We start from the raw sequence: 21110 nt of genomic DNA, 5'->3' as shown, positions 1-21110 counted from the left end.
CATTTAATTAATAAATTATGAAAACTAAAAATATAATCAGTTTATTTCTAACACTATTTGTAGGTTTAGCAAGTAGTTATGCTCAAAATAAACCGTTACCATATTTAGCGAAGAATAAGAGTGGTGTTGTTCAGTTTTATGTAGATAACAAACCTTTTATAATGTTGTCCGGAGAATTGCATAATTCCAGTTGTGGGAGTGCTTACTCAATGCGTGATATGTGGTCAGTTATGGCAAAGAAAAATCTAAATACAGTAATTGCTCCTGTTTCGTGGGAATTGATTGAACCTCAGGAGGGTGTGTTTGATTATTCACTGGTTGACAGCATGATTTACGGAGCCAGAAAAGAGAACTTAAAATTGGTAGTTATTTGGTTTGGTAGCTGGAAAAACGGCAAGTCAAGTTATGTGCCTGAGTGGGTAAAAACAGATACCAAACGTTTTCCATTGGTGCAGGATAAAACAGGAAAGAAACTTCCAATACTATCTACATTAAGTCAAAATAGTCTTAATGCAGATGCACATGCCTTTGCTAAGTTAATGAAGCATATTAGAAAGATTGATGAAAAAGAGCAAACGGTAATTATGGTGCAGGTTCAGAATGAAATTGGTATTCTGGGGTCCGATAGAGATTATAGTGATGTCGGTAATAAAGCTTTTAATGAAGAAGTTCCTGCAGAATTGATAAAATATATTCAAAAGCATAAAGATAATTTATATCCTGAACTGAAAAATGTATGGGAAGCAAATGGATATAAAACCAATGGAACCTGGGAAGAAGTGTTTGGGCAAGGTGTTGAAAAAGAATGGGGAAGTGATTGGCAAATCAGTTTTTCGAAATACACCGAAGAGTTATTCATGGCCTGGAATTATGCCAAATACGTTGGTGAAATTTCAAAAAAAGGTAAGGAGCAATATCCATTACCTATGTTTGCCAATGCATGGTTACGCCAGAAGAAAGGACCAATACCTGGACAATTCCCTTCTGGGGGACCATTGCCAGAGGTGTTGGATATTTGGAGAGCAGCTGCCCCATCTATTGACTTTATAGCGCCTGATATTTATACTGTTAGAATATTTGATTGGGTGTGTTCTGAGTTTAAGAGATCTGATAATCCTCTTTTTATCCCGGAAACATCTCTTGGTGCAGCTAGTGCAGCTCGTGCATTACTTGCTATTGGGGAGTATGATGCAATTGGTTACTCGCCGTTTAACATAGATGGAGGTGGAATGTTTACGATTGGAGATGTCAATGATGAATCATTGAGCCAAGTATATAATTGCTTACAAAGTATAATGCCTTTGATTACAAAATATGCAGGTACTGATAATATGTCAGGAATATATTTGGATAAAAAGAAGGAAGATGCCCAGTTAGATATAGGGGATTATGTGATTAATGTAAAAAGGAATTCAATACGTAATTCGTTTGATATAACTGGAGTTGATATTGAGATGGAAGTAGTCAAAGATAATGGCGAAATTGGGTTAATTGTTATCAAATTACAGAATGATGAATTTATTGTTGCAGGAGGTGTTGGGGGTGTTTCTATTAGCATTTCTAAAAGTGAAAAAAACAAATGGGAAAATATTGCATTTACTTCGGTTGATGAGATTATGTCTGAAAATGGCAAGGTTATAAATCATAGATTAAATGGTGATGAAACTGCATCCGGTGGTATTATAATTAAGCCTGGCGAAGTAAAAGTATTTAAGATAAAGATGTATGGTTATTAATTGGTAGGGAGATAAGTAATCTTACACAAAAAATAGAAATAAACTTAAAATCCAAATGATGAAAAAAAATTTACTAAAATCATGGGTATTAACTATTATGGTAATAGTAATTGTTTCATGTAACAGTAATAACGATATAAAACTACCAGAACCAAATGTAATATCCTATCCAGGAATCCCGGTACTCAATATGAAAGATTTTAAACTTCCGGCTTGTAGTGATTATAAAGTGGAAGAATATATTATATCAGGAAATGCAACTTCTTATATGCAAACTAAAGCACCTGATGGAAACGGTGTTTGGACTGTTGAAGAAAAGGATACAGCTAGTTACGTTAGTCGAATTGTAGTAATGAAACCTAAGGATGATTCGAAATTTAACGGAACTGTTATTGTTGATTGGATTAATGTTACCGGAGGATTTGATTTTACACCATCGCGAAATATGATGTGGAAAGAAATTACCAGAAGTGGAGCTATTTATGTTGCTGTTTCTGCGCAGCAGGTTGGATTAGTGGGTGGTGAAACTATTGGTGGATTTGCGATGCCTTTAAAGGAACGAAAAGGAGGACGATATACACAAGTGAAACATCCTGGAGACGCTTTTTCATTTGATATATTTTCACAAGTCGGACGCTTTTTGAAGGGAGATAACTCATCTGTTGTATTAGGTAAACTTAAGCCAAAACATGTTATTGCATTGGGAGAGTCTCAATCTGCATTTTATATGTGCACTTATGTCAACGCAGTTGATCCTATCGCAAAGGTATATGATGGTTTTTTCATCCATTCACGTTTAGGTTTGGGAGCTCCATTGGAAGGTGTTGATATTATCGATTTTGTAAATACCACTACGCCAATGAAGCTTACTACAAAACTAAGAGTTCCTACTTTAGTTTTCACAACAGAAACGGATGTGCTGGGTGTTATCAATGAGAAGATGGGTATGATTGGCGCTTTTCTTGCCCGTCAGCCTGAAAATGATAAATTAAGAATATGGGAAGTGGCTGGTACAGCGCATCATGATTCATATCTTCATAAAGTAAGCAGAGTTGATACTTGTGGGGGATCTTATGCTGATATTGCTAAAGCATATGAGCCTACTAATAAAATGTTATTTATGAAATTAGATAAACCTTTTAACAATGCACCTCAGCATCATTATGTACTGGAGGCAGCTATGAGTGCGCTACAAAAATGGATAGGAGAAGGTGTTATTCCTGAAAAAACACAACAGCTTGAAATTGTAGTTGATTCGGATAATAAATTGGCTGCACATGCTGTTACCGATGAATTGGGTAACATAATAGGAGGAATCAGATCTCCATGGATGGATGTTCCTGTTTCAGTACTTTCAAGTCAGCCTTCATCTGAAAGTTTTAATGCATTATTAATTGGACACACAGAACCATTTTCTCCGGAAAAATTAGATGAATTATACCCCGGTGGTATAAATGAATATTTACAAAAATTTGAAAATTCTTTAAATAAGGACATTATGGAAGGACATATACTGGCTGCTGATAAGGAAGAGATTATGGAGGTTGCCAGGTTGTCGTATAAAGGAACGCATTAATAATCATTCAAATCTAAAATGAAAGGATTAAAATTTAAAATAATTAGAGGTTTCATTGTTGCATTGTGCATGGTTTGTGCAGCAACAACTCTGTATAGTCAGAACAACGGGATAGCGAAGTCTTTGGAAACTTCTTTTATCAACCCGGATTATTCATACGGACCATGGGTTGTATGGCACTGGACTTCTGCAAACCAAACTAAAGAAGGTATAACCAGCAATTTGGAAGGAATGGCAGAAGCAGGCATTGCAGGTGCGACTTTGTTTAGTTTTCCAAGTGGAGGAATGGGATCTGGTGGTGGAACCAAAATAGACAATCCTGCAGAGCCATTAACTCCTGAATGGTTTGAATTGATTGATTATGCGGTAAAAGAAGCTAATCGTTTAGGTATTAAATTAGCTATTCAAATCAGTGCAGGATGGGCTACAGCAGGAGGAGACTGGATTACTCCAGATTTATCACAACAGCAAATAGTATGGAGTGAGAAAGTTATTGAAGGCGGTAAACAGTTAACTGGAAAATTGGAACAACCCAAACGAACAGGTGGTACTCATGAAGTAATTGGAATTCCTGAAAAGCATCCGGAAAGTTGGGATAAATATTATCATGATTTAAATGTATTGGCATACAAAATGCCAGATGATTGGGGAGAAACAAATATTAGTAAAAATGCTAAAGTAACTACTAACTTGCCTATAAGTGATATTTCAAAATTGTTAGATAGTGAAAATACAAATGTTGTTCTCAAAACAGAGGCTCAGGGATATATTCAATTTGAATTTGAAAATCCTTTTTTATTGAGATCCATTAGAATAAACTCAGGAGGAACACTGAATATTCCAGCCCATACAATGGAGGTACAAAAGAGTAACGATGGGAAGGTTTTTACTAAAGTAGGTAACCTTGATGTAATGTTGAGTGGCCATCAAACACAAATGTCTGAATTGACACATACGATACAACAATCCAAAGCAAAGTATTTTAGGTTAGTTTATCATCCTGCTCCACCAGTTAATTATGATGAACATATGGTTGGTGCATCTTTTACATCGGGAGGTTTTGGGCCGAAAAGAAAAGGAGACCCCATTGGCTTTGCCAATTTAAAGGAAATGACAGACCCTATATCATTAGCTTCTGTAACCCTGTCAAGTACAGCAATAGTGCATCATTGGCAAGGAAAAACAGCACTGACCTGGGGGAAAAGTCGTAGGGTTACTAACGAGGATTTGCCAAGAGAGGCTTGTATTCCATTAGACGGGATCATTGATTTAACTGATAAAATGGATGCAGAAGGAAATATCTATTGGGAGGCTCCGAAAGGAAAATGGAAAATCATGCGATTTGGTTACACAACCATGGCAAGAACAAATGGTAGTGGTGCAGGACAGGGTTTAGAACCAGATAAATTTAGAAAAGAAGGAGCTCAAATCGCATTTAAAGGATATTATGAAAGAATACTTGATTATGTGGGCAAAGACCTTTCTGATAGTGTCGTTACCATGTTAAATATTGATAGTTGGGAATGTGGTTCACAGAATTGGTCTCCCATTTTTAAAGAAGAATTTAAAAAGCGAAGAGGGTATGATTTAACCAAATATTTACCTTTAATGGCAGGAATTCCAATTGAAGATGCTAACGTAACAGAAAGTTTTCTTTTTGATGTTCGTAGAACGATTGCTGATTTAATTAGCGATAATTTTTTTGGTGAATTACAGAGACTTGCCCATGAAAAGGGAGATGTGGTCAATACTGAGGTGACAAATCCAACAATGACGTCTGACGGATTATTAGTTTATAAAAATGTAGATGAAACATCAAGTGAATTTTGGTGTGATAAATGGAACTGTTGGAAACCTTGTGATATTAGAGATGCTGTTTCCGGAGCACATATTTATGGAAAAAAGATTGTTATTGCTGAGGCTTTTACAGGTGGGCGGAATTGGAAGGAAGATCCTTATGGGTTAAAAGCCTTGGGGGATATGCATTATGTTGATGGTATCAACCGAATGATGATTCATCTTTGGGCAGGACAACCATATCTTGATAAGAAACCTGGTTTTACTGGTGCAGCAGGCCTATATTTTAATGAAAACACACCTTGGATTAAGCCTGGCAGAGAATGGATTGACTATTTAAGAAGAGCCCAGGTTATGTTACAGAATGGAATTTCCAATTGTGATGCATTGTATTTTATAGGTGAAGATGTTCCTTGTAGGGCCTTACTACCTTCAAATTATGGGTCTTATTTTGTTATGAATCCAGCCTTGCCCGAAGGTTATAAATATGATTCGGTAAATCAGGATGCACTACTTAATTTAGCTACTGTAAAGGATGGTAGAATTGTATTGCCTAGTGGTGTAAGTTACCGTGTGCTGGTTTTACATCCTGATAGAAAGATTACTTTAAAGCTTGCAAAAAAAATAAAGGAGCTTATTGCATCCGGTGCACAGGTAGTAGGTGCAAAACCATTAGGCTCAATTAGTCTTGAGAGCGGAACTGAGGCACAAAGGGAAATTAAAGAAATTGTGGATGAGGTTTGGGGTGATCTTGATGGTGTGAATCGCACAGAAAGAACCTATGGAGCAGGACGTGTTTTTTGGGGACTGCCAATGGATAAAGTGTTATCGGTCATTGGTGTTGAGCCTGATTTGATTTATATAAATCAGAAAGAATCATTAACAGGGCAACCATTTAAGGCAACAGCATATCAACCTGCTGGGGTCGATGCTACGTCTTATGGTCCTGACCGTAAGGGATGGGGATTAATGTGGAATCATCGTTCAACTGAAGATTGTGATTTTTATTTTCTTTCAAATCAGGAACAAAAAAATATTTCTACAGAGATTAGTGTTCGTCAGACAGGGAAAATACCTGAATTGTGGCATCCCGACAGTGGATTAATTGAAGATGTTGCTGTGTGGCGTGAAGAAAAAGGAAGAACAATTATTCCTTATACTTTTGATCCCTCCGGTTCTGTGTTCTTGGTGTTTCGAAAGTCATCGGAGTCGGTTGAGCATTTGGTTAACTTTTCCGGACAAAAAGGGACTTCCGGTTTGAAAATAGATATGAATGCAGATGGTTCCGGATATGAAAAATGGTGCTCTGAAAATGGCGTATGGTCGATGGAAACAAATAAAGGAAAGTCAGTTACCGTAAAATCAAAGGCAGTACCTGAACCGAAAAATATAGATGGAGAATGGGATGTTACATTCCCTTTATTAACAGGAGAAGTGAGAAAAGTTAAAATGAAATCAGGCTCGTGGACTGATAGTGAAGATGATGAGATTAAGCATTTTTCTGGTACCGCAACTTATTCAAAAGAGTTTGAATTGGATAAGAAACAATTCAATAAGAAAAAAAGATTGTTTTTGGATTTAGGGAAGGTAGCGAACTTGGCAAAGATAACAATAAATGGCACTGATATCGGTGTAGTTTGGAAACCTCCTTATAAGATCGAAATTACTAATGTTGTAAAACAAGGTAAGAACACTATAAAAATAGAAGTGTCTAATACCTGGTATAATCGATTAGTTTACGATGCCGGATTACCAAAAAGTAAAAGACAAACATGGTTAGGAACCGGAATACTAAACGGTGGTGTGAAAAAGAAATCAGAACTTATCCCCGCTGGATTATTAGAACCTGTACGTATTAATACCTGGGTTAAGGTGAAGTAACGATAAATACAATGACTAATAGTTTAGTGATATAATAGTGTGAATTTTAAGATTAGATAGTATGTGTATAAATAGAAATTTTATAAAAAGTATAGTTTTACTTAGCATTTTTCTGCTTAGTATGTCATTATTTGGACAAAAAGTACGTGTTGACTTGAGAAATCCTTTTGAAGTTATTTCTAAAGAGAATGCAGCAGTTACCTATAATAACCCAGTAATTCCAGGTTTTTATTCTGACCCTAGTGTATGTAGAGTAGGAGAAGACTATTATCTGATTACAAGTACATTTGAGTATTTTCCGGGAGTCCCAGTCTTTCATAGCAAAGATCTTGTAAATTGGGAACAAATAGGTTATTGCATAGATCGAATTGACCAATTGCCTAAAGGAATGAATATTTATGCTCCTACGCTTCGATATCATAAAGGAATATTTTATATGATCACAACAAATGCATATCGTGGTGGTAATTTTATTGTAACAGCAAAAGATCCTTCAGGTCCGTGGTCTGATCCAATTTGGATAAATACTATTGGAATTGATCCGGATCTGTTTTTTGATGATGATGGTAAGGTATATTTAGTTGATGCAACAATGTATATGTACGAGATTGACATCAATACAGGTGAATTATTATCAGAAGGTCGCAAAATATGGAATGGTTCAGGAGGAAGATATGCTGAGGGACCTCATATTTATAAAAAAGATGGATATTATTATTTGATGGCTTCAGAAGGTGGTACAGAGGAGTGTCATTCCGAAACAATTGCCCGTAGCCATAATATCTGGGGACCATATATTGAAAATCCTGCCAATCCTATTTTGGCACATGCAAATGCAGCAGGTGAGGGTAAGCCCATCCAAGGAGTAGGGCATGCCGATTTAGTTCAGGCTCATGATGATTCTTGGTGGATGGTCTTTCATGGCTATAGATCTATAGCTAAAGAACCACACCATATTTTGGGGAGGGAAACGTGCTTGGCTCCGGTAATTTGGCCTAAAAATGGTTGGCCGGTTGTAAATGGCAATGGAACCATTGATTTAAATATGACTTGCCCAACACTTCCTTTAAAACCACTCCCAACTAAACAATTAAGAACAGATTTTTCGGATAAAAGCCTTGGGTTGGAATGGAATTACATACAGCTTCCCGAATTTTCTAACTATACACTAGTTGATCGCCAAGGCTTTTTAAGATTAAAAGGGTCTGCCTATAATATTGGAGAAAAAAGATGGAAATCTCCAACTTTCGTTGGAAGAAGACTACAGGATTTATTTTTTACAGCAACAACTAGGTTAGAGTTTGAACCGAAAAGTGAAAATGAAGAAGCAGGACTGATTTTACTTAACAACGGATCTCACTTTGATATTATGGTAATGAATATAGATGGAAAGAAGTGTCTTGTTGTTAAGTTGCAGTTTGGATCTATAACTTACAAAACGGAAGTTATAGAAATAAAACCAGGTCCAGTTGATTTAAGAATAATAGGTCAGAAATCCAAATTTACATTCTCATACTCTCAAAATAATGATGACTTTACAGATATTGAATCCGTGGATTCAAAATTTTTGAGTTCAGAAACTGCTGGTCGTTATACAGGGGTTTATGTTGGATTATATGCCACGGGTAATGGTAAAACATCGGTTACAAATGCTGATTTTGATTGGTTTGAATATATTAAAGTCAGATAAATGGTGAGAACTATATACTTAAAACTTGATAAATGAAAAATATTTCTTTCTTATTATTGCTTGTATTTCTTGCTTCAGTTAGTTTCAGCCAACAAGTAATTCCACTTTATAGTGGTGAAAAGCCAGATGGTAGTGAATTGTTTAGAGATCAGGAAAAAGAGTTGACGAACAGAACAGGAGATGTTATTGGAGTCATTAATGTGTCAATGCCTACGCTGACAGTTTTTCAACCTGAACCAGATAAACAAAATGGCGTGGCTGTAATTGTGTGTCCTGGTGGTGGTTTTCGCACCTTGTCAATGGATGGAGAAGGAATAGAAGTTGCGCAATGGCTAGCTTCAAAAGGTGTAACAGCATTCGTTTTAAAATACCGGCTAACACCTGAATCAGCAGGAACAAAAAAAGATATGCTGTTAGGTTTGATGAAAAAAAAATTTGCAGAGATAGATTCAGTAAATGCACCATATGTTCCATATGCCATTACTGATGGGAAAGAGGCTATTCGATATGTTAGAAACCACGCCACTATATATAATATTGATACAACTAAAATTGGGATTATGGGATTTTCTGCGGGAGGTACACTTTCAGCAATAGTTGCTCTGTCGTATGATTCAAAAAGTCGACCCGATTTTGTTGCCCCAATCTATGCTTATTGTTCACCAATTAGTGATTATACAATAAAAAAGGATGCTCCTCCAATGTTTCTGGCTTTTGCTACGGATGATTTTATTGCTGAAGGCAACACTATACTATACGAACATTGGAAGAAAGCAGGTAAATCTGTTGAAATGCATAGCTTTTTCCAGGGAGGCCATGGTTTTTCTTTACGGAAGAGAGGTATGGCTTCAGATATATGGTCTGAGCTGTTTTTGAACTGGTTGGCAAATATAGGGTTAACTCAATAAGGGTATTGATTATTAATCAATTAAAGTTAGCGCAAATAGAAAAAATAACTTAAAAAAAATATGGCAAGTTTTAAAATGAAATTTATCCGTTGGATAATGAAAAGGCAAATGCAAAAGCCAGGAATGACTTTTGATGGCAATGTAGATCCTCTTAAGTTAAGAAAGGTAATTGAAGGCATGGCAAAAAAGCAGCGTCCCGTAAAAGGTGTATCTTTTGAAAAAGATACATTGAATGATATTGAAGTTGAAATGTGTTCTCCAAAAGTTATAGAAAGTGACAATATTTTAGTTTATATGCATGGTGGAGGCTTTATGGTGGGTAATGCTTTTACTTCCAGAGCTTATGCGTCTCATCTTGCATCCGAATCAAAAATGCGAGTTTATTCCTTGACATACAGACTTGCGCCGGAACATCCTTTTCCTGCAGGTTTTGATGATGGGTACAACATGTATAAAGGATTACTGGAAAAATACCCCGATAATAAAATCTTCTTATTGGGTGAAAGTGCCGGTGCAAATCTCTTAATGACTGTGACATTAAAAGCAAAAGATCAGGGACTTCGTTTACCTGCAGGATTGATTTCTTATAGCGGACCTTTTGAATTTACAGGGACAATTGACAGGACTAAATACGATAAAACAGATTTTACAGTGCGTCCAGATGTTGAACCTTTAATTGCTAAGATGTATTTGAATGGTGCTGATCCAAGAAATCCATATATTTCTCCAACACAAGGAGACCTGACTGGAATGCCGCCAACAAAACTTGTAATTGATGCTGAAGAAACTTTGAGTGATGATTCGAGAATTTACTATAAAAAGGCCAAAGAAGCAGGTGTAGATGTTGAAATACAGGAATGGAAGGGTACTTTTCATGCTTTCCCTATAATTGGAAAGGCCTCTCCAGAGAGTTATCAAGTTCTAAAAGAAACAATCGAATTCATAAAAAGATTCCAATAGTTGTCTGACATATCAAAAAGTTATGGAAAAAATTACGACCGTATGTCGTGATATTGATCCTGCTAATCTGGGAATGACTAGTATGCATGACCATACCCTTTTTAGAACTGCAATGGTTATGAAGGCAGCTTTAAAAAATGGAACTGCGAAGCAAGGAATGATTAAAGATATTGATGTGAAAAAAGATGATTCCTCAAAAGGTGAATCTAAAGGAGCATTATCCGTATTACTGAAGGCTTTGTTTTCACCTGCTATGTTCAAAAATAAACTTGACTTCTATGTAAATGAATTGATTGCATTTAAAAAGATTGGAGGACAGTCATTAGTGGATCCAATACCAAACCCTGGTCATGCTGATATGAGGAAGGTTCAGCAACTTTCTGAAAGATCAGGTATCAACATAATTAGTGGAACAGGTTTTTATGTTGAACCCGTAATTCCTAAAGATTTGTTGAAAGGTGGTGAGTCTGCGATGATTGATTTCTTATCTAAAAATGTAGAAGAGGGTATTAATCATTCAGGGGTTAAGCCCGGTGTTATTAAAAGTGCTGTGTCTATGGTTCGGAATGGTAAAATTAATGTTGATAGAAATAGAGCATCAGAAATATTGGTTACAGGTGATTTTTTCTCTGTTTTGATTGATAGGGTTAACGGATTAATTACTTCATACAAAGCAAAAAATGATAAAGGTGAGATGAAAGAATTGTTGGCTTCAGGACCTGTTCCAAATTTATTTAGGGCACCGGTTGATGGAGAACGCGAAGCGTTGAATGCAAAAAGAAAATCTCAGGCTCGAAATTTCCTATTATGGAAAGAAAGCACAAAGGAGAGGTCAACTTCATCAGTAACCTTAACAGAAGAAAGTAATAAGGTTATTGTTGTCATTAAAGGAACAATGCCTGTTCGTTTGCCAAAACGAAACAAGATTCAAAAGGAACCACTCACATATCAAACCAGTTATGCGATTTATCCAAATGGAGAGATTGAACTTAGTTTTGATTACTATTTTCCTAAGTTTGAGAACAAAGCATTTCCATATGTTCCCGAAATTGGAAGCTTCATCATGGTTGACGGAGAATATAACAACATGTTGTGGTATGGACGTGGCCCCGGAGACACATACGTAAATCGTAAATATGGAAATGATATAGGTATTTGGAACAATACGGTTGATGGAAGAGCATTTATGTATTCAAGTCCACAGGAAATGGGAAATAGTGTAGATGCTAAATGGCTTACATTGACAAATGATGATGGTTTTGGATTATTGGTTAAAGGAATGGAGCAGTTTGATTTTAACGCAAATCATTATTCTCCAGAAGAGCTTTCGAAAGGGTTTGATCCGGCCTTTTATCCATCAGTATCTAATTTTCATCCATACCAATTAAACCGTAGTGAAGATATTTATTTGAGAGTTGTAGATAAAGGAACAGGTGTTGGAGGAATTAATTCCTGGGGAAAAGTTCCTTTGGAGAAGTATCGAATTAATGCAAGCGGTAAATCGTTTGGATTCAGGTATATAATTAAACCTGTTGTTAAATTGACGAAAGAAGATTTTAGCTCGTTTTAAAATGCGCTATTTCTAAGCTATACAACATATTGGTTTTAAGTTTTCTAAGTAAATTATCATCCAAAAACATGATATAATGAAAATAAGTACAATTTTCCTTACCATATTTTTTTCTTTTGTAATTACGAATATAGTTGCGCAAGAGACGAATTTTATAGAAGATATTTATTATTACATTGAAAATCCTGACATTTTTGAATATGGGCAGGAAGAACCACGTGCATATTTTATCCCTGAAGAAAATGTGTTATTGAATGGAATCTGGAAGTTTTATTATGGGAATACTCCAGAAGAAATTCCTTCTGATTTCTATAAAAATGATTTTATAGATAGTGAATGGGATAAAACCCCTGTTCCATCAAATTGGGAAATGCAAGGTTATGGAGATCCATTTTTCCGTAATGTTGGTGCAGGTTATCAATTAGGAAGAATGTCAAAAAGTTGGAGACAAAAGACAGATCGTAAGCCTTTAAAACCGACACCAGTTCCTCAAACTCCAGTAGAATATAATCCTACTGGGGCATATAGAACATCGTTTGTGGTTCCTGATAATTGGGATGGGAAAGAAGTATTTTTGAGATTTGATAAAATAGGGTCGGCCTCTTTTGTTTGGATTAATGGTAAGCAAGTAGGCTTTAATGAAGGTTCACATGAACCAGTAGAGTACAACATCACCTCATACCTTAAAAAGGGTAAAAACAACCTATCTGTTTTAATCACTAAATTCTCCGCAGGTTATTATTTAGAAGGTGTTGATGCCTGGCGATTAGCAGGGATAATGGATAATGTGCATATTTTTGCTACACCAAAAGTACGTTTGTTTGATTGGCAAGTAATTACTGATTTAGATGAAAATTATATTAACGCCAACCTGAAATTGAATGTAGATTTAAAAAGTTATGATAAGGCAGGAGGTGATTTAAGTGTATTAGTGACCATCTTAAAAGATGGAAAAATCATTTCAGAAATCGAAAAGCAAGAACTGTTTATGGATAAAAACAGTCGAAAAACAATTGTTTTTGATAAATATATTGAGAAGCCATTGTTATGGACAGCAGAGACTCCAAAATTGTATGATTTACATATAAAACTGTTGGATAAAAATGAAAAGCTAGTTGATGAAATAAAAACTCGTTTTGGATTTAAAGAAACTGAAATAATTGGAAATACTTTCTTGCTAAATGGTAAACCATTAAAAATAAATGGTATCAATTCGCATATGCAACATCCTGAACAAGGACGGGTTATGACAGAGGAAACCATACGAAAAGATATGGAGATTCTGAAGAAATTCAATATTAATTCAGTACGTACTTCTCATTATCCACCCACACACCGTTATGTGGAATTGGCAGATGAATATGGTATTTATATTGTAGATGAGGTAAGTGTTGAATCTCATGCTACTCCTTATTTGTCTAAAAATAAGGACTATAAAAATATGTATCGTGATAGAACTCGAAAGGCAGTTTTGAGAGATAGGAATCATGCTTCTGTTTTGTTTTGGAGTGCTGGTAATGAAAGTGGAGAAGGAAATAATATAAATGAAGTTGTTAAACTTGGTAAAGAGTTAGACCCTTCAAGATATTGGATGTATGGTGGAAATTCCTATGTACATGATGCTGAAGATATAATTGGCCCTCGTTATCCTACTCCATTAGAACAGGAAGTTAAAGTTGGTATGGATAATATAGATAAACGCCCTTCCTTTATGGATGAATATCTTTCTGTAGCGGGTAACGCAGGAGGAGGCCTTAATGATTATTGGAAAGTTATATATAGTCATTCAAAACTAATGGGTGGCGCAATTTGGGATTTTGTTAGTCCTGGTATTTCAGAACCAATCAGGAAACTGGATGATGATTCAAAATTTAAAACGCCTGTTCACATCATGGGGCGTGCTAAATTAGTCGAAGGCAAAACCGGGAAAGCAATTGATTTAAACGGGCACGACCAATGGATAGAAGTATATAATGCCGAAAATATGAATATTTCAGGCGATCAGTTAATAATAAGAATGGATGTATTTCCTCGTCAGTTGAGTCGTTTTGGAGGATATTACATTACAAAAGGAAGTAATCAATTTGGTATTATACAAAAGGGTGTTTCTACATTAGAATTTTATATTTTTAATGGTAAAAAACAAGTTGTATCAGCTGAACTACCTGAAAATTGGGAGGGTAATTGGCATAATATTATTGCTACCTACAATGGTAAAGTGATGAAGCTAAATATCGATGGGGCAGAATTGTCTTTAAAAGAAGTTTCTGGAGATATTGTTAATACTCCCTGGCCTGTTAACATAGGTCGTGATTTTGAAAAGCATGGTGATGGAACATCTGAATATATTTGTGATGCCCTAATTGACAATGTAGGCATTTTCACTTCAATAAATAAAGACGGACAGAATCTTAAAAGTGAAGATGCAGCGCTTTGGTTAAGCTTTGAGAGAGAAGATAATAATGGAACATTTTATAGCTATGGAATTGGAGCGCGTACTTATGGTTCTATATGGCCTGACAGGACACCTCAACCAGAAATGCAGGAGATAAAAAAAGTAGGGGAACCGCTTGCTTTTACTTTGTTAAATTCAGATAAAGGTATAGTCGAAGTATGGAATCGAAGTTGCTTTGTTAATGCTTCACATTGGAATAACAGCTGGACATTAACAGAAGATAATAAGGTTCTTCAATCGGGGGATTTAATTATAGATGTATCTCCAATGGATAGGGGAAAGATTAAAGTTCCTTTTAAAATGCCAAAACTTATTCCAGGTAAAGAGTATCGTCTTAACATAAGTTCTAAGTTAAAAAATAAAGAAATTTGGGCTGAAGAAGGATTTGAAATATCCTGGGCTCAGTTTGAGTTATCAGATTGGTATGTTAATCCTAAAAAAGTCGTATCTAAAACAGATGCCAACTTGACAGAAAATCAAAATGATTATTTGGTTTCGGGTAAAGATTTCCAATATCGATTCAATAAAAAGACAGGAGAGTTATTCTCGATTCTCCTAAATGGAAAAGAAGTTCTTCAGTCTCCATTAAAATTAAACTTATGGCGAGCTCCAATAGCCACCGAAATTGATAGCTGGAGTTCCAGTGGTTTCAAATCAGAAAAATGGAAAGAGGAGTTTGGTTGGATGATTGCCACAGAGTACTATTCTTATGGACTTGATAATCTACTACCTATTCCAGTAGAAGTAAGGGCAATAGATGGGGATGGGCAAGTAAATATTTATGTTCGTGAACAGGTATTGCTAAATGGAGGTAAATCAGAAGAAGCTCAATTAGATAAATATATTAAGGGTGAAAAATTTGATGGTTTTGAGTGTATTTATAGATACAAGGTTGATGGAGAAGGAAAAATTTCTTTAACCAATACAGTTAAACCTTTGGGCAGTATGCCTCAATTTATTCCTCGAATTGGTTTAGCACTAGTATTGAATGATGAGTTATCAAATGTAGAATGGTATGGTCGAGGTCCAGAGGAGAATTATCCGGATCGTAAAACGGGGTCTCCTGTTGGTATTTATCAATCAAAAGTGGATGATATGTTTGAACCATACCTGATTCCTCAGGATTGTGGATTAAGAACTGATAATCGTTGGATTAGAATGATTGATAATAAAGGTGTTGGAGTTGAAATATCAATGAATGAGTTATTTAATTTTAATACTTATCACTATTCAACCGAGAATTTAACAAAGGCTCGTTATACATATCAATTAAAGAAGTCTAATGGAATTACTTTAAATCTTGATTACAAAACAACGGGTGTTGGAGAAACTGCAAGAGGAATATTTAATGCATATAGAGTTTACCCACAATTGTTTAATAGAACGGTTGTTATTAAACCCATATTTTAATTTTATAGTAAATCATTTAATGAATTATAGAAAGAATTTGGTAAAACAATTTCTTAATTAAAAACACAGTATTATGTCATTTAAAATGAAAATAGTACGATTTATCGTGCGTAAAATGAGTAAGGGCATGTTTAATGCCGATAAAATGGATGTTAAGCTTATACGCCAAAAACTTGAAAAGGCATATGCAAACCATAAGGTAGAAAAAGGAGTAACTGTAAAGTATGAAACATATAATGGAGTGGAAGTAGCTGTATTTACTCCAGATGTTACTAAAAGCAATAATATTGTTTACTATGTACATGGTGGAGGATTGGTTACAGGAGACAGACATACGGCCGGTCCATATTCGTCTCAGTTGGCATTAGAAACAGGATGTAAGGTTGTGTCTTGTTCATATCGTTTGGCTCCGGAAGATCCTTTCCCTGCAGGATTTGATGATTCATATGCCGTATATAAATATTTGTTAGAGAATCAACCCGACAGTAAGATAAGTTTGATTGGAGAAAGTGGAGGGGCTTATTTGTCATTAGTTTTGGCTCTAAGAGCCAGAGATGAAGGTGTGCAATGTCCATCCTCAGTTGTAATAAATAGTATTGTTGCAGATATGTCAGATTTTATTAAAAGGAGTGATGTAAAAACAGAAACAACCGTTACTGTAGGCGGTATGAAACAACTGGCAGAAATGTATGCTCCTGATATGGATTTAACGAATCCATATATCTCTCCAATTTATGCAGATTTCACAAATCTACCACCTGTTAGAATAGTATATGATAAAGGTGAATTGTTAGCCATAGATAGTGAAAAGGTAGCCGAAAAAGCTCAAAAAGCTGGTGTAAAAATAGAGCTTGAAGCTTATAAAGGCTGTTTTCATGCTTTTACTACTTTGGGTAAAGACAGTCCTGAAAGTAAACGGGAATTAAAAGAGTCCTCAAGGTTTATGCTGGAATCATTTGTTTAAAAATACTACCTTACTAAAGGTGTGCCTGTCCAGTTTAAAGTTGTTTCAGGCATACCATTATGTATTAGCTGCAAATAAAAATAAAAATCCGGATTATGAAAAATATATCATTGTTAGTTTTTATGGTGGTTTTAGGACAGTATGTGTTCTCTCAGACACCAAGTTTAACTATTAATGTGCCGAATATTGATCCTAAGGTAGGAGAATTACAGGTCAGTGTATTTAATAGCGAAGAATCGTTTTTAAAAGAAAATGAAGAGTATAAAATTTATCGTTTTAAAATCGATAAATCGGATGGGAAATTTATAATAAGTGATTTACAAGAGGGTATCTATGCCTTGGTGATTTACCACGACAAAAATAACAACAAAGAAATGGATCGATCCTTTCTGGGAATCCCTAAAGAAGGTTATGCATTCTCTAATAATTATAAACCAAGTTTGTCAGGTCCCGATTTTGAGGATTGTAGTTTTGCTTTGAAAGCCAACAAAGAGCTGGTGATTAAATTGATGTATTAATAATAACAGATCGTTAGATTTTAGATAAGAGATAAGAGGCTTATTTGTAAGATGCTTAAAATTAGACTTTTACCTAACTTAAGTTGATTTTATTAAATATCTCATAATCTTACACTTATAAAAAACTAACGAACTATTGAATAAATATTGAGTAGTTAATTGTTAAATGAAATGTTAAATGAAAAAGATTAATAACATACTGCTTTTACTTTTTGCATTATTGCCAATTGCAGGTTTTGCTCAAAGAGATTCTGTACATGTGGGGTTTATATTAGCCGACCTTTATAGTGAAAGGTGGCATCATGATATGGATTATTTTGAGTCAAGAATGGAAGAGCATGGTGCTAAAGTAACGTTTATTGATTGTTTTGACAGGGCAGAAAAGCAGACCGAGGCAGCGAAGAAGTTAATTCAGGATCAAGTGGATTGTATTGTTATTGTGCCCATTGATGTTAATGACACTTCTGTTGTGTCCTTGTCTAAGGTAGCAGGCATTCCTGTAGTAACTTATGATCGGTTTATGTTTGATCCGGATGTAAAGTTATGCGTCTCTTTTAATAGCGTACGTGTAGGCGAAATGATGGCTGAACAAGTTGTGTCAAAATTAAAAGGAGGTAGGATTCTATACCTTGGTGGTCCATCAACTGATTATAATAGCGCTTTAGTGCGAAGAGGTGTTTTTTCCGTTTTGAGAAATAATAAGCAGTATAGCACAAAGAGTATACGTACCGAAGACTGGAGTGAATTAAGTGCTTTTATAAAAGTACAAAGTTTCCTATCTCAAAATAACTATGTACCGGATGCTATTATTTGTGCTTCAGATGATCTTACCAAAGGTGCTTTACTGGCAGTTGAGGAAGCGGGAGCTTTAGGGAAAATTCTTTTGACCGGGCAAGATGGCAACCTGGATATTTGCAGAAATATCTTAAAAGGTAATGTATTGATGTCTGTGTATAAGTCCAATAAGATTTTGGCAAATGCAGCAGCTGATGCTGTTGTGAAGATTATACGTGAACAAGATATTGATTTAAATGAAGATGCCAACACTCATTTTTTTAAAATCCCGGCTATTTTTGAAGAACCAGAGTTGTTAATGAAGGAAAATCTGGAAGAAATACTAGTATCCAGAGGAGTATACACAGAAGAACAGCTTAGCAAATAAATTTTGATAAAGCAGATGAAGAAATTAAATAAAATAGGTGTGTTAACTTCGGGTGGAGATGCGCCTGGTATGAATGCAGCAATAAGGGCTGTTGTACGGAAATGTTTTTATGAGAAGATTGAGATTGTAGGTGTTGTTAAAGGATATCAGGGACTGATTGATGATAATATCAGATTATTGGATCCTTCATCAGTAAGTGGTATACTGAAAGAAGGAGGTACTATCTTAAAGTCTGCCAGAAGTAAAGATTTTAGAACAAAAGAAGGAAGGGGAAAAGCTTATATAAATATACTGAAGCATGGTATTGATGCTTTGATTGTTATTGGTGGAGATGGTACTTTTACAGGAGCAAATATTTTCGGAGAAGAGTTTAATATTCCTGTTGTTGGAATACCAGGCACCATTGATAATGATTTGTATGGTACAGATTTAACCATTGGTTATGATACGGCATTAAATACAGTAGTTGAAGCTGTAGACAAAATAAGAGATACTGCTACTGCACACAGTAGGTTATTTTTTATAGAAGTAATGGGACGCGATGCTGGTTTTATTGCTTTGAGCGCAGGTGTAGCCTCTGGTGCAGAAGTAGTTCTTTTACCTGAAAAGCCTACAAGTTACGATGAATTGAAGGGGTTTTTAGAAAAACAATATTCTTATCAAAAAGAAAGTAGCATTGTTTTGGTAGCAGAAGGTGAAAATATGGGAAGCACCCTTGATATTGCTAATAGAGTTAATGAAGAGCACCCCGAATATGATGCCAGGGTAACTATATTAGGACACTTGCAACGAGGGGGTTCTCCAACAGTTGTTGATCGGATATTGGCCAGTGAGTTAGGTGTGGCAGCCGTTGATGCATTATTAGAGGGACAAAATAGCATAATGGTTGGTATGGTGAAGGATGAAATTGAATATGTTCCTTTTATAAAGGCTATAAAGAATAAGAAAAATGTTAATAGCCGACTTTTAAATTTGATTAGTGTGTTGTCGGGATAAGTGCTTGGATATATATTAATAAACAAATTTTTGTGTGGATTTATGCGGTAGAAAATATAGTTCATTTAGTGGGGAAATTATAACGGGGTTTAAATCTAAATGTGCTGTATTTCTGCTGCATTTTTAATAAATAATTATGAAAAAGAAAAAATTAATAGCATTAGTTGCGCACGATAACCGGAAGCAGGATTTAATTGATTGGGTTGAGTATAATTGGAAAGAACTAATCATGCATGATTTAGTCTGTACCGGAACCACAGGTTCATTAGTAGCAAATGCTCTGGAAAAGAAATGTGAAGAGAATAATATGGTTGTCCCATCAATCACTCGTCTAAAATCTGGCCCATTAGGTGGTGATCAACAACTGGGAGCCCTAATCAGTGAAGAAAAAGTAAGTATGCTTATTTTCTTTTGGGATCCAATGCAACCTCAACCCCATGATGTTGATGTAAAAGCTTTGTTGCGAATATGTGCCTTATATAATGTTGTAACCGCAACCAATCGTGCAACAGCCGATTTTGTAGTTTCCAGTTCTTTATTTCACCAAGATTATAAACCTATTATCAAAGATTATAGTAGTTATGTGAATAGGCAGGTGTGAAATGTGAAGAAAATGGTTTAAATACAATGGTATTTAATAAATTACAACAGAGTGGTTGTCTGCATCTGCCGTTAAAAATGCGTTCATCTCATATGGAGAGAACGTATTTATTTAAAATCTATATAATCTGAACAAATAACTATAGCCCTTTTTGTAGCATTGTAAATACAGTCAGGTTATTCGCAAAAATCATTGATATGGAGCAAAAAATACAAAGTAGAATTCTTATTATAATATGGGTTGTTTTGTTCATTAGTTGTACTAATAGGTATAAAGGAGATTCTGATTATAGTGGATACATAGGATCCTGGGAAATAGAAATACAAGAATTACCAAATATAGAGAGACTAAGCTTTACAATGAATCTATCGGAAAAGGATTCATCAATTATAGGTGAGATTGTTGAAGAGGGTGGAGATACGGTAGATATTACAAAAATAATAATTGAGGATGGATTTTTAAATACCAGGTATAACTGGAGTGGGCATGATGTTGGATTTAAAGTTAGGATCTCCGAGAAAAATAAGAATCTTCTGGAAGGATCGTTTATGAGATTTTTTGATGTTACAGGGAAAAGGAATTCTTAAACAAAAAGTTTTAGATTACATAATGAATCTTTGATATTTTACATATATAGTTGGAAATCTGGATTGTATTAGTTTGTGTTTGATTACCAAAGGCGTTAAGCTTTTGGTAATCATTTAGCAGTTTAATTAAAATGTAGGTTATGAAATGTAGGGATGATAGTATTGCGATTAGTTCATGTTTGGATATGATCGCTTCTTGTAAACATAAAAGAATTGAGCATTATAGTATTTTCTCAATGACAGGTAAATGTGTTATGAACAGTTTACGTGAACAACTGACTATGTATTTTCAACAAACC

Annotated in this window: 14 protein-coding genes; all 14 read left to right on the top strand. The window is 35.2% G+C overall.

Going from position 1 to position 21110, the window contains the following annotated elements:
* Positions 1-17: 17 nt before the first annotated feature.
* The 14 genes from OM074_RS15505 to OM074_RS15440 all read left to right on the top strand — a co-directional run bounded on the left by OM074_RS15505 (position 18) and on the right by OM074_RS15440 (position 20811).
* Positions 18-1736 (top strand): GH35 family beta-galactosidase, encoded by a 1719-nt coding sequence (locus OM074_RS15505; RefSeq protein WP_301201065.1) that lies wholly within the window; start codon positions 18-20, stop codon positions 1734-1736.
* A gap of 55 nt (positions 1737-1791) precedes the next feature.
* On the top strand, positions 1792-3312 hold the full coding sequence (locus tag OM074_RS15500; protein WP_301201063.1) for an alpha/beta hydrolase domain-containing protein: 1521 nt from the start codon (positions 1792-1794) through the stop codon (positions 3310-3312).
* An 18-nt stretch (positions 3313-3330) separates the two neighbouring features.
* Positions 3331-6990, top strand: coding sequence for a glycosyl hydrolase (locus OM074_RS15495; protein WP_301201061.1), 3660 nt, complete (start codon positions 3331-3333; stop codon positions 6988-6990).
* 121 nt (positions 6991-7111) lie between these two features.
* The gene (locus tag OM074_RS15490; protein WP_301201060.1) at positions 7112-8680 is read left to right on the top strand and encodes a glycoside hydrolase family 43 protein; all 1569 of its coding nucleotides are present in this window, start codon (positions 7112-7114) and stop codon (positions 8678-8680) included.
* Positions 8681-8712: 32 nt separating this feature from the next.
* Positions 8713-9588 carry an alpha/beta hydrolase gene (locus OM074_RS15485; RefSeq protein WP_301201059.1) on the top strand — a complete coding sequence of 292 codons (876 nt, stop codon included), beginning with the start codon at positions 8713-8715 and terminating at the stop codon, positions 9586-9588.
* 60 nt (positions 9589-9648) lie between these two features.
* On the top strand, positions 9649-10548 hold the full coding sequence (locus OM074_RS15480) for an alpha/beta hydrolase (protein WP_301201057.1): 900 nt from the start codon (positions 9649-9651) through the stop codon (positions 10546-10548).
* Between the two features lie 22 nt (positions 10549-10570).
* Entirely contained in the window at positions 10571-12118 is a 1548-nt protein-coding gene (locus OM074_RS15475; RefSeq protein ID WP_301201055.1) for a phosphotriesterase family protein, read from the top strand.
* Positions 12119-12194: 76 nt separating this feature from the next.
* Positions 12195-15983 (top strand): beta-galactosidase small subunit-related protein, encoded by a 3789-nt coding sequence (locus OM074_RS15470; protein ID WP_301201053.1) that lies wholly within the window; start codon positions 12195-12197, stop codon positions 15981-15983.
* A 73-nt stretch (positions 15984-16056) separates the two neighbouring features.
* Positions 16057-16947 carry an alpha/beta hydrolase gene (locus tag OM074_RS15465; protein WP_301201051.1) on the top strand — a complete coding sequence of 297 codons (891 nt, stop codon included), beginning with the start codon at positions 16057-16059 and terminating at the stop codon, positions 16945-16947.
* A 95-nt stretch (positions 16948-17042) separates the two neighbouring features.
* Complete coding sequence (locus tag OM074_RS15460) at positions 17043-17465, top strand: DUF2141 domain-containing protein (RefSeq protein WP_301201049.1); 423 nt, start codon at positions 17043-17045, stop codon at positions 17463-17465.
* A 178-nt stretch (positions 17466-17643) separates the two neighbouring features.
* Positions 17644-18627 (top strand): substrate-binding domain-containing protein, encoded by a 984-nt coding sequence (locus OM074_RS15455; protein ID WP_301201047.1) that lies wholly within the window; start codon positions 17644-17646, stop codon positions 18625-18627.
* Between the two features lie 15 nt (positions 18628-18642).
* Positions 18643-19623 (top strand): 6-phosphofructokinase, encoded by a 981-nt coding sequence (pfkA, locus tag OM074_RS15450; RefSeq protein WP_301201045.1) that lies wholly within the window; start codon positions 18643-18645, stop codon positions 19621-19623.
* Between the two features lie 136 nt (positions 19624-19759).
* The gene (locus OM074_RS15445; RefSeq protein ID WP_301201043.1) at positions 19760-20224 is read left to right on the top strand and encodes a methylglyoxal synthase; all 465 of its coding nucleotides are present in this window, start codon (positions 19760-19762) and stop codon (positions 20222-20224) included.
* A 197-nt stretch (positions 20225-20421) separates the two neighbouring features.
* On the top strand, positions 20422-20811 hold the full coding sequence (locus OM074_RS15440; RefSeq protein WP_301201041.1) for a hypothetical protein: 390 nt from the start codon (positions 20422-20424) through the stop codon (positions 20809-20811).
* Positions 20812-21110 lie beyond the last annotated feature (299 nt).

It is taken from the genome of Plebeiibacterium marinum (assembly GCF_026013615.1).
Taxonomy (GTDB): domain Bacteria; phylum Bacteroidota; class Bacteroidia; order Bacteroidales; family Marinilabiliaceae; genus Saccharicrinis; species Saccharicrinis marinus_A.
The sequence above is the reverse complement of the archived record's forward strand: the minus strand, read 5'-3'. Positions and strand labels throughout refer to the sequence as shown.

Bases quoted from the DNA above. Each gene is read 5' to 3' on its own strand.
- OM074_RS15505 (WP_301201065.1), top strand. From the start codon at position 18: ATGAAAACTAAAAATATAATCAGTTTATTTCTAACACTATTTGTAGGT.
- OM074_RS15500 (WP_301201063.1), top strand. From the start codon at position 1,792: ATGATGAAAAAAAATTTACTAAAATCATGGGTATTAACTATTATGGTA.
- OM074_RS15495 (WP_301201061.1), top strand. From the start codon at position 3,331: ATGAAAGGATTAAAATTTAAAATAATTAGAGGTTTCATTGTTGCATTG.
- OM074_RS15490 (WP_301201060.1), top strand. From the start codon at position 7,112: ATGTCATTATTTGGACAAAAAGTACGTGTTGACTTGAGAAATCCTTTT.
- OM074_RS15485 (WP_301201059.1), top strand. From the start codon at position 8,713: ATGAAAAATATTTCTTTCTTATTATTGCTTGTATTTCTTGCTTCAGTT.
- OM074_RS15480 (WP_301201057.1), top strand. From the start codon at position 9,649: ATGGCAAGTTTTAAAATGAAATTTATCCGTTGGATAATGAAAAGGCAA.
- OM074_RS15475 (WP_301201055.1), top strand. From the start codon at position 10,571: ATGGAAAAAATTACGACCGTATGTCGTGATATTGATCCTGCTAATCTG.
- OM074_RS15470 (WP_301201053.1), top strand. From the start codon at position 12,195: ATGAAAATAAGTACAATTTTCCTTACCATATTTTTTTCTTTTGTAATT.
- OM074_RS15465 (WP_301201051.1), top strand. From the start codon at position 16,057: ATGTCATTTAAAATGAAAATAGTACGATTTATCGTGCGTAAAATGAGT.
- OM074_RS15460 (WP_301201049.1), top strand. From the start codon at position 17,043: ATGAAAAATATATCATTGTTAGTTTTTATGGTGGTTTTAGGACAGTAT.
- OM074_RS15455 (WP_301201047.1), top strand. From the start codon at position 17,644: ATGAAAAAGATTAATAACATACTGCTTTTACTTTTTGCATTATTGCCA.
- pfkA (WP_301201045.1), top strand. From the start codon at position 18,643: ATGAAGAAATTAAATAAAATAGGTGTGTTAACTTCGGGTGGAGATGCG.
- OM074_RS15445 (WP_301201043.1), top strand. From the start codon at position 19,760: ATGAAAAAGAAAAAATTAATAGCATTAGTTGCGCACGATAACCGGAAG.
- OM074_RS15440 (WP_301201041.1), top strand. From the start codon at position 20,422: ATGGAGCAAAAAATACAAAGTAGAATTCTTATTATAATATGGGTTGTT.